At 69.8% G+C, this 7,091-nt stretch carries 6 protein-coding genes; 5 read left to right on the top strand and 1 reads right to left on the bottom strand.

What is annotated here, in order from left to right:
* On the bottom strand, positions 1-226 hold a 226-nt coding region (locus tag ACFDR9_RS05575; RefSeq protein WP_409030339.1), incomplete at its 3' end, for an Ada metal-binding domain-containing protein.
* A 152-nt stretch (positions 227-378) separates the two neighbouring features.
* Here ACFDR9_RS05575 and hutC point away from each other — a divergent pair.
* The 5 genes from hutC to trxA all read left to right on the top strand — a co-directional run bounded on the left by hutC (position 379) and on the right by trxA (position 7,091).
* Positions 379-1,098: a histidine utilization repressor gene (hutC, locus tag ACFDR9_RS05570; RefSeq protein WP_327075935.1), complete on the top strand. Its 720-nt coding sequence runs from the start codon at positions 379-381 to the stop codon at positions 1,096-1,098.
* A gap of 198 nt (positions 1,099-1,296) precedes the next feature.
* Positions 1,297-5,577 carry a PAS domain S-box protein gene (locus ACFDR9_RS05565; RefSeq protein ID WP_327075936.1) on the top strand — a complete coding sequence of 1,427 codons (4,281 nt, stop codon included), beginning with the start codon at positions 1,297-1,299 and terminating at the stop codon, positions 5,575-5,577.
* A 65-nt stretch (positions 5,578-5,642) separates the two neighbouring features.
* On the top strand, positions 5,643-6,086 hold the full coding sequence (locus tag ACFDR9_RS05560; RefSeq protein ID WP_232429715.1) for a response regulator: 444 nt from the start codon (positions 5,643-5,645) through the stop codon (positions 6,084-6,086).
* On the top strand, positions 6,083-6,496 hold the full coding sequence (locus ACFDR9_RS05555; protein ID WP_017877507.1) for a response regulator: 414 nt from the start codon (positions 6,083-6,085) through the stop codon (positions 6,494-6,496). Before ACFDR9_RS05560 ends, ACFDR9_RS05555 begins: the two co-directional genes overlap by 4 nt.
* A 268-nt stretch (positions 6,497-6,764) precedes the next feature.
* On the top strand, positions 6,765-7,091 hold the full coding sequence (gene trxA, locus ACFDR9_RS05550) for a thioredoxin TrxA (protein ID WP_017877508.1): 327 nt from the start codon (positions 6,765-6,767) through the stop codon (positions 7,089-7,091).

Genomic DNA, 7,091 nt, shown 5'->3' with positions numbered 1-7,091 from the left:
TTTCTGTCTGGAAGGGAAGGGGGGGCGGGAAGCCGTCTTTTTTTTCCTCTTGGGGTTGGGTGGGGGGGGGGGTTTTGTGGCGCCTCTCGCCCCGCCCCCCCCACGAGGGCCGGCAGTACACGCCGGTGCTGCGCACCGAATAGTAGAAGGCGCCGTCGGCGTGGCTGTCGCGCCGCTGCACCGCGGCCCAGCGCTGCTCCTCGCTGGCGTAGACTGTGTCGTTCATGGCGTGCTCCCGGCGAATGGTAAGGAATGGCTCCATGATAGCGAGCCGGCGCGCCGCGCACACCCCGGCGCTTGCTTTTGAATCGCGGCGCCGCCGCGCAATGCTAGAATCGCTACCGGCCACGCCCCCCCGGGCGGCATTCGGAGAGACCATTGGACGATCAAGCTGCACAGGACAACCTGCCCATTTTTCAGCGCATCAAGGACTATTTGCTGGCCGAGATCGCCGCCGGCCGCTGGAGGGAGGGCGACGTAATCCCCTCCGAGCAGGCGCTGGTGAAGCAGTTCGGCGTCTCGCGCATGACCGTCAACCGCGCCGTGCGCGAACTCACCACCGAGCAGGTGCTGACGCGCCGCCAGGGTTCCGGCACCTATGTCGCCCAGCAAAAATACCAGGCCACGCTGCTCGAGATCAAGAGCATCGCCGACGAGATCCGCGCCCGCGGCCACGTCCACCGCAGCAGCCTGCAACTGCTCGAGCGCGCCAAGGCCGGCGAGCCGCTGGCCAAGCAGTTCGCGCTGGCGCCCGAGCTGGCGCTGTTCCATTCGCTGATCGTGCACTATGAAAACGGCGTGCCGATCCAGGTCGAGGACCGCTGGGTCAACCCGGCCCTGGCGCCCGACTACATGGTGCAGGATTTTACCGCCATCACGCCCAACGAATACCTGATGGCCGCCGCGCCGCTGCAGGGCGCCACCTACAGCATCGAGGCGCTGTCGCCGCCGCGCGACATCGCCGACATGCTGGCCGTCGACACCCGCCAGGCCTGCCTGGTGCTGCGCCGCCAGACCCGCTCGGGCGGCCAGGTGGCCTCGATCGCGACCATGTGGCACCCCGGCCACCGCTACCAGTTCGCCGGCAGCTTCGCCTAGGCGCGCGGTGGCGCGTTGCCGCCGGCGCGCCCTGGATTCTCACTAATTGTCACGATGTGCCCGCCAATTGAGCTATATCAACGGGAAACGTCGCGCATCGCCCGCGGCCGCGCCGGCGCGGCGAAAGTTAACCCTGCCGGTAAAAATTCGATGCTATAGTTGCTCGGGAAAAATCCCGCGCCGCCCCCAACCCCGCCCATGAAAGGGACGCACTTGCCGCACCGCCGCCCACCGCCCCCCCGCCGCTCCACGGCCAGCCGCCGGCGGCGCCTGTCGCTGTGGGCGCTCGCCTGGGCGCTGCTGGCGGGCGCCGGCGCCGACGCGGCGGCGACGGAAAAGGTCACGCTGCAACTGCGCTGGCGCCACCAGTTCCAGTTCGCCGGCTACTACGCGGCGCAGGAACAGGGCTACTACCGCGACGCCGGCCTGGAGGTGACGCTGCGCGAGATGGAGCCGGGCGCCGACTTCTCCGCCGCCGTGCTCGACGGCAGCGCCCAGTACGGCGTCGGCAACAGCAGCGTGCTGCTCAAGCGCGCCGCCGGCCGGCCGCTGGTGGTGCTGGCGCAGGTGTTCCAGCACTCGGCGGCGGTGCTGGCGGTGCGCCACCTGGAAAACGGCCAGCCGCGGCGCGACTGGGCCGGCAGCCGCGTCATGCTGGGACCCGACAGCGAGGAGCTGCAAGCCTACCTGAAACAACAGGGCATCGCGCTCGACACGCTGCGCCTGGAGCGGCACAGCTATAACTACGACGACCTGATCGGCGGCAAGGTCGACGCCATCTCGGCCAACATCGCGCGCGCGCCCTACGTGCTCGAACGCGGCCACGTCGGCTACCAGCTGCTGGCGCCGCGCCAGGCCGGCATCGACTTCTACGGCGACAACCTGTATACCACCGAGAGCGAGCTGCGCGAGCATCCGGCGCGCGCCAGCGCGATGCGCGAGGCGACGCTGCGCGGCTGGACCTACGCGCTGGCGCACCAGGGCGAGATCGCCGACCTGATCCGCGCGCGCTACCCGAACAGCCCCCACCGCGAACACCTGCTGGCCGAGGCCCAGGCCACCGCCGCGCTGGTCGAGCAAAACGGCGCGCCGCTGGGCAGCGGCACGCCGGCGCGCTGGCGCGCCATCGCCGCCACCTACCACCGGCTCGGCCTGCTGCCGGCCGACTACCCGCTCGACGGCCTGCTCTACCAGCCGCGCGCGCGCTCGCTGCTGCCGTATGGGGCGGCCGCCGCCGTCCTGCTGCTGGCGGCGGCGCTGTGGCGCGCGCAGCGCCTGGGCGCGCGCCTGCGCGCCAGCGAGGCGCGCCTGGCCGGCGCCGAGCTGCGCTCCGGCTTCGCGCTGGACGGCGCCGGCGAGGGCGTCTGGCACTGGCAGCGCGGCATGCGCGCGCTCGACCTGTCGGCGCGCTGCCACGAAATGCTCGGCTACCGCGACGGCGAGCTGGCGCTGGCGCCCGAGCAGTGGCAGGCCCAGGTGCATCCGGACGACCGCCTGCGCGTCGAGCGCGAATTCGGCGCCGGCCTGGCCGCGCCGGCCGGCGCCCGCGCCCGCCTGGCGTGCGAGCTGCGCCTGCGCCGGCGCGACGGCGGCTGGACCTGGGTGCTGGCGCGCGCCACCGTGACCGAGCGCGACGGCGAGGGCCGGGCGCTGCGCGCCGGCGGCACGCTGGGCGACATCAACGCCCGCAAGGCCGAGGAGGAGGAGCGCGTCCGCGCCATCCTCGAGGCGGCGCCCGAGGCCATGCTGCTGGCCGACGCCACCGGGCGCATCCGCTACGCCAACCAGATCGGCGCGCGCTGCTTCGCCTACCCGGTCGAGCAGTTGCTCGGCCTGTCGCTGGAACAACTGGTGCCCGACACCATGCGCGGCCCGCCCGGCCAGCGCGAGCTGTTCGCCCGCCCCAGCATGCCGGGCCGGGTGCTGACGGCGCGCCGGCGCGACGGCAGCCAGTTCCCGGCCAAGGTCAACCTGACGCCGCTGCGCATGGCCGGCCAGGACTTTTCCATCGTCGCGCTGCGCGACATGACCCAGCGCCAGCGCGCCGAGGAGGCGCTGCACGCCAGCAGCGAGCGCTACCGCCTGATCGTGCAAACCGCCGCCGAGGGCATCTGGATGACCGACGCGGCCGGCAAGACCAGCTTCGCCAACCCGAAGATGGCGCGCATGCTCGGCTACACGGTGCAGGAGATGCAGGGCCGGGCGATGCACGAGTTCATGGACCGCGACGGCCACGTCCAGCTCGAACAGCACCTGCAACGGCGCCACGCCGGCCAGCCCGAGCAGGGCGACTTCCGCTTTTTCCGCAAGGACCGCTCCAGCCTGTGGGGCCTGCTGTCGACGACGCCGATCGCCGCCGAAAACGGCGAGCACGGCGGCACCCTGGCGATGATCACCGACATCACCGAGCGGCGCCTGGCCGCGGTGGCGCTGCGCCATTCGAACCAGCGCATGGCCTCGGTGTTCGAGGCCGTCACCAACGGCCTGGTGGTGCAGGACAGCGCCGGGCGCATCCTCGAGAGCAACGCGGCGGCGGCGCGCCTGCTGCCGCCGGCCGACGCCAACCGGCTGTGGCCGGCCGTGCGCGAGGACGGCAGCGCCTTCGACCAGGCCAGCCACCCGGTCCACATCGCCCTGTCGAGCGGCGCGGCGGTGCGCGACGTGGTGATGGGCGTGCAGCAGGCCGACGGCAGCCTGTGCTGGCTGTCGGTGAACACCGAGGCCATCGCCGACGAGCACGGCAAGGTCGGCATGGTGGTCTCCAGCCTGACCGACATCACCGACCACAAGCGCGCCGAGCAGACGCTGCGCGAACTCAACGAAACGCTCGAGGAGCGCGTTGCCCAGCGCACCGAGCAGCTCGACCAGGCCAAGCAGGTGGCCGAGGAGGCCAGCCAGGCCAAGGGCCAGTTCCTGGCCAATATGAGCCACGAGATCCGCACGCCGATGAACGGCGTCATCGGCATGGCCTACCTGGCGTTGAAGACCGAGCTGGAGCCGCGCCAGCGCGACTACCTGGAAAAGATCCGCTTCGCCGGCGAGCACCTGCTGGGCATCATCGACGACATCCTCGACATCTCGAAGATCGAGGCCGGCAAGCTGGAGATCGAACGGGTCGACTTCAGCCTCGACCATGTGATGCAGACGCTGACGACGGTGGTCGCGCCCAAGGCCGCCGGCAAGAACCTGACGCTGGTGTTCGAGCGCGACCCGCGCCTGCCGCGCATGCTGCGCGGCGACCCGCTGCGGCTGAACCAGGTGTTGATCAACTACGCCAACAACGCCATCAAGTTCAGCGAACAGGGCGCCATCACGGTGAAGGTGGCGCTGGTGGTGGCCGACGCCAGCGACTGCCTGGTGCGCTTCGAGGTGCGCGACCACGGCATCGGCCTGTCGGAGCACGAGATGGGCAAGCTGTTCCAGTCGTTCCAGCAAGCCGACACCTCGACCACCCGCGAATACGGCGGCACCGGCCTGGGCCTGGCGATCTGCAAGCAACTGGCCCAGTTGATGGGCGGCGACGTCGGCGTCGACAGCCGCCCCGGCGAAGGCAGCACCTTCTGGTTCACCGCGCGCCTGGGCGTGTCGACGTCGACGGTGCCGACGGTGGTCGACCACGTCAAGCAGGCCGCCGCGGCGATGCTGGCCAGCGCCAACAGCGCCGCCGTCATGGCCGCGCTCAAGCACGCGCGCATCCTGCTGGTCGAGGACAACACCTTCAACCAGCAGATCGCGCTGGAGATGCTGGAGGAGGCCGGCGCCTCGGTGTGCCTAGCCAACAACGGCGTCGAGGCGCTCGACCTGCTGCGCCAGGCCGAATTCGATTGCGTGCTGATGGACGTGCAAATGCCGCTGATGGACGGCCTGGAGGCGACCCGGCGCATCCGCGCCGACCCGGCCACGGCCGGCATGCGCGTGCTGGCGATGACGGCCACCGCCACCAGCGAGGACCGGGTGCGCTGCGTCGAGGCCGGCATGGACGACTTCATCTCCAAGCCGATCCAGCCCGGCATGATGTACCAGACCATCGCCAACTGGCTGCCCGAGCGCGAGCCGGCGGCGCCGGCGCCGGCGCGGCCGGCGCGGGCGCCGGCGTTCAAGACCACGCTGGCCGGCGACCCGCGGGTGATCGACCTGTCGATCCTCGCCAAGCTGCTCGGCTACAATCCGCAAAAGGTGCGCAAGTTCGCCTTCAAGTTCCTGCAGACCACGCAGGAGGGCTTCGCCGACATGGAGGCGGCGCTGGCGCGCGGCGACGTGCAGCAGGTGCGCGAGCTGGGCCACCGCATCAAATCGTCGGCGCGCACCGTCGGCGCGCTCGGCCTGGCCGACTTGTGCCAGAATCTGGAAACGCTGCCGCTGCAGGAACCCGCGCGCGAGGCCGAGCAGGCCGCCCTGCTGGTGGCGCGCCTGTGGCCGCTGCTGGAACTGGTCACCGAACAAATCATGACCAACACCAGTTTCGCCAACGACGACTGAAGCGCGGCCAACAAGCACCGGCAACAAGAATAATCCATACCCATAATCACCACGACGAGGTAGCCATGAACGACACCCGCCCGCCCCCCGCCGCGCCCGCGCCCATGCGCGTGCTGCTGCTCGACGACGACGCCTTCATGCTCGAGGTCCTGGCCGAGATGCTGGACCAACTGGGCGAATTCGACGTCGTCGCCGCGGCGCACGCGGCGGCGGCGCTGGCGGCGCTGCGGCTGCACCGGCCGCGCCTGCTGATCTGCGACCTGTCGCTGCCGGAAATGGACGGCATCGAATTCCTGCGCCTGGCCGCCGAGGCCGGCTTCGACGGCGGCGTGGTGCTGCTGTCGGGCATGCACGTGGCGGTGCGCAAGGCCGCCGAGCGCCTGGCCGAGGCCCACGGCCTGCGCCTGCTGGGCGCCTACAAAAAGCCGATGGAGCGCACCGACCTGCTGCACATGGTTGCGCTGCAACAACGAGCCGACCTGGCCGCCGGCCGAACGGTGCCGGCGTGAGCGGCGCTGCGGGCCCGGGCGCGGCGCTGGCGCGCCTGCGCGTGCTGCTGGTCGACGACGACGCGCTGATGCTCGACATCGTCGGCGAGCAGTTGCGCCAGCTCGGCGTCGTCGAAATCGCCACGGCGGCCGACGGCGCCGGCGCCATCGCCGCCTTCGACCAAGCCGGCGCCAAGCCGGACCTGGTGGTGGCCGACCTGCAGATGCCCGGCGTCGACGGCTTCCAGCTACTGACCGGCCTGGCCGAGCGGCGCTACGACGGCGGCGTGATCCTGCTGTCGGGCCAGGAGGACCGGGTCTTGAACTCGGCCAGCCTGATGGCCCAGTTCCACCAGTTGCGCGTGCTGGCGGCGCTGCCGAAGCCGCCGGCGCCGGAGGCGCTGGCGCGCGCCATCGGCCAGCTCGGCTGAGGCGGCCGCCGGCGCCGGGCTTGCGCCAGCGCAAGCCCGGCGATAATTTTCCGCAATAGTCTCCACATTTTTGAAAAATGGGTTATTATTTCAGCCATCCCCGCCCGCACACCCTCTGGCCGCACCTTCCAATAACATTGAATTTGCGCACGATGCCCCCACCTGCCGGATGTACCCAGGAAGCGTGGACGGCGAAACCAGACAGAAAATGGCTTAATCTCCAGGCATTATTCATAATTGTTGATCCCACACCTCGATTGAGGAAAATATGAGCGAAAATATCAAACACATCACCGATGCATCCTTCGAAGCCGACGTCCTGAAGGCCGACCGCCCCGTGCTGGTCGACTTCTGGGCCGAGTGGTGCGGTCCCTGCAAGGCCATCGCGCCTATCCTGGAAGAAGTGGCGAAGGAATACGACGGTAAAATCCTGATCGCGAAAATGGACGTCGACGCCAACCAGGCGATTCCGGCCAAACACGGCATCCGTGGCATTCCGACCCTGATTTTGTTCAAGAACGGTGTGGCTGCGGCGCAAAAAGTGGGCGCGATGGCAAAAGGCCAATTGACCTCTTTCATCGACAGCAATATTTAA

The organism is Janthinobacterium sp. CG_23.3, from assembly GCF_046115965.1.
Lineage (GTDB): Bacteria > Pseudomonadota > Gammaproteobacteria > Burkholderiales > Burkholderiaceae_D > Janthinobacterium.
The sequence above is the reverse complement of the archived record's forward strand: the minus strand, read 5'-3'. Positions and strand labels throughout refer to the sequence as shown.

Excerpts from the sequence above, each read along its gene's own strand:
- ACFDR9_RS05565 (WP_327075936.1), top strand. The coding sequence starts at position 1,297 with ATGAAAGGGACGCACTTGCCGCACCGCCGCCCACCGCCCCCCCGCCGC.
- ACFDR9_RS05560 (WP_232429715.1), top strand. The coding sequence starts at position 5,643 with ATGAACGACACCCGCCCGCCCCCCGCCGCGCCCGCGCCCATGCGCGTG.
- trxA (WP_017877508.1), top strand. The coding sequence starts at position 6,765 with ATGAGCGAAAATATCAAACACATCACCGATGCATCCTTCGAAGCCGAC.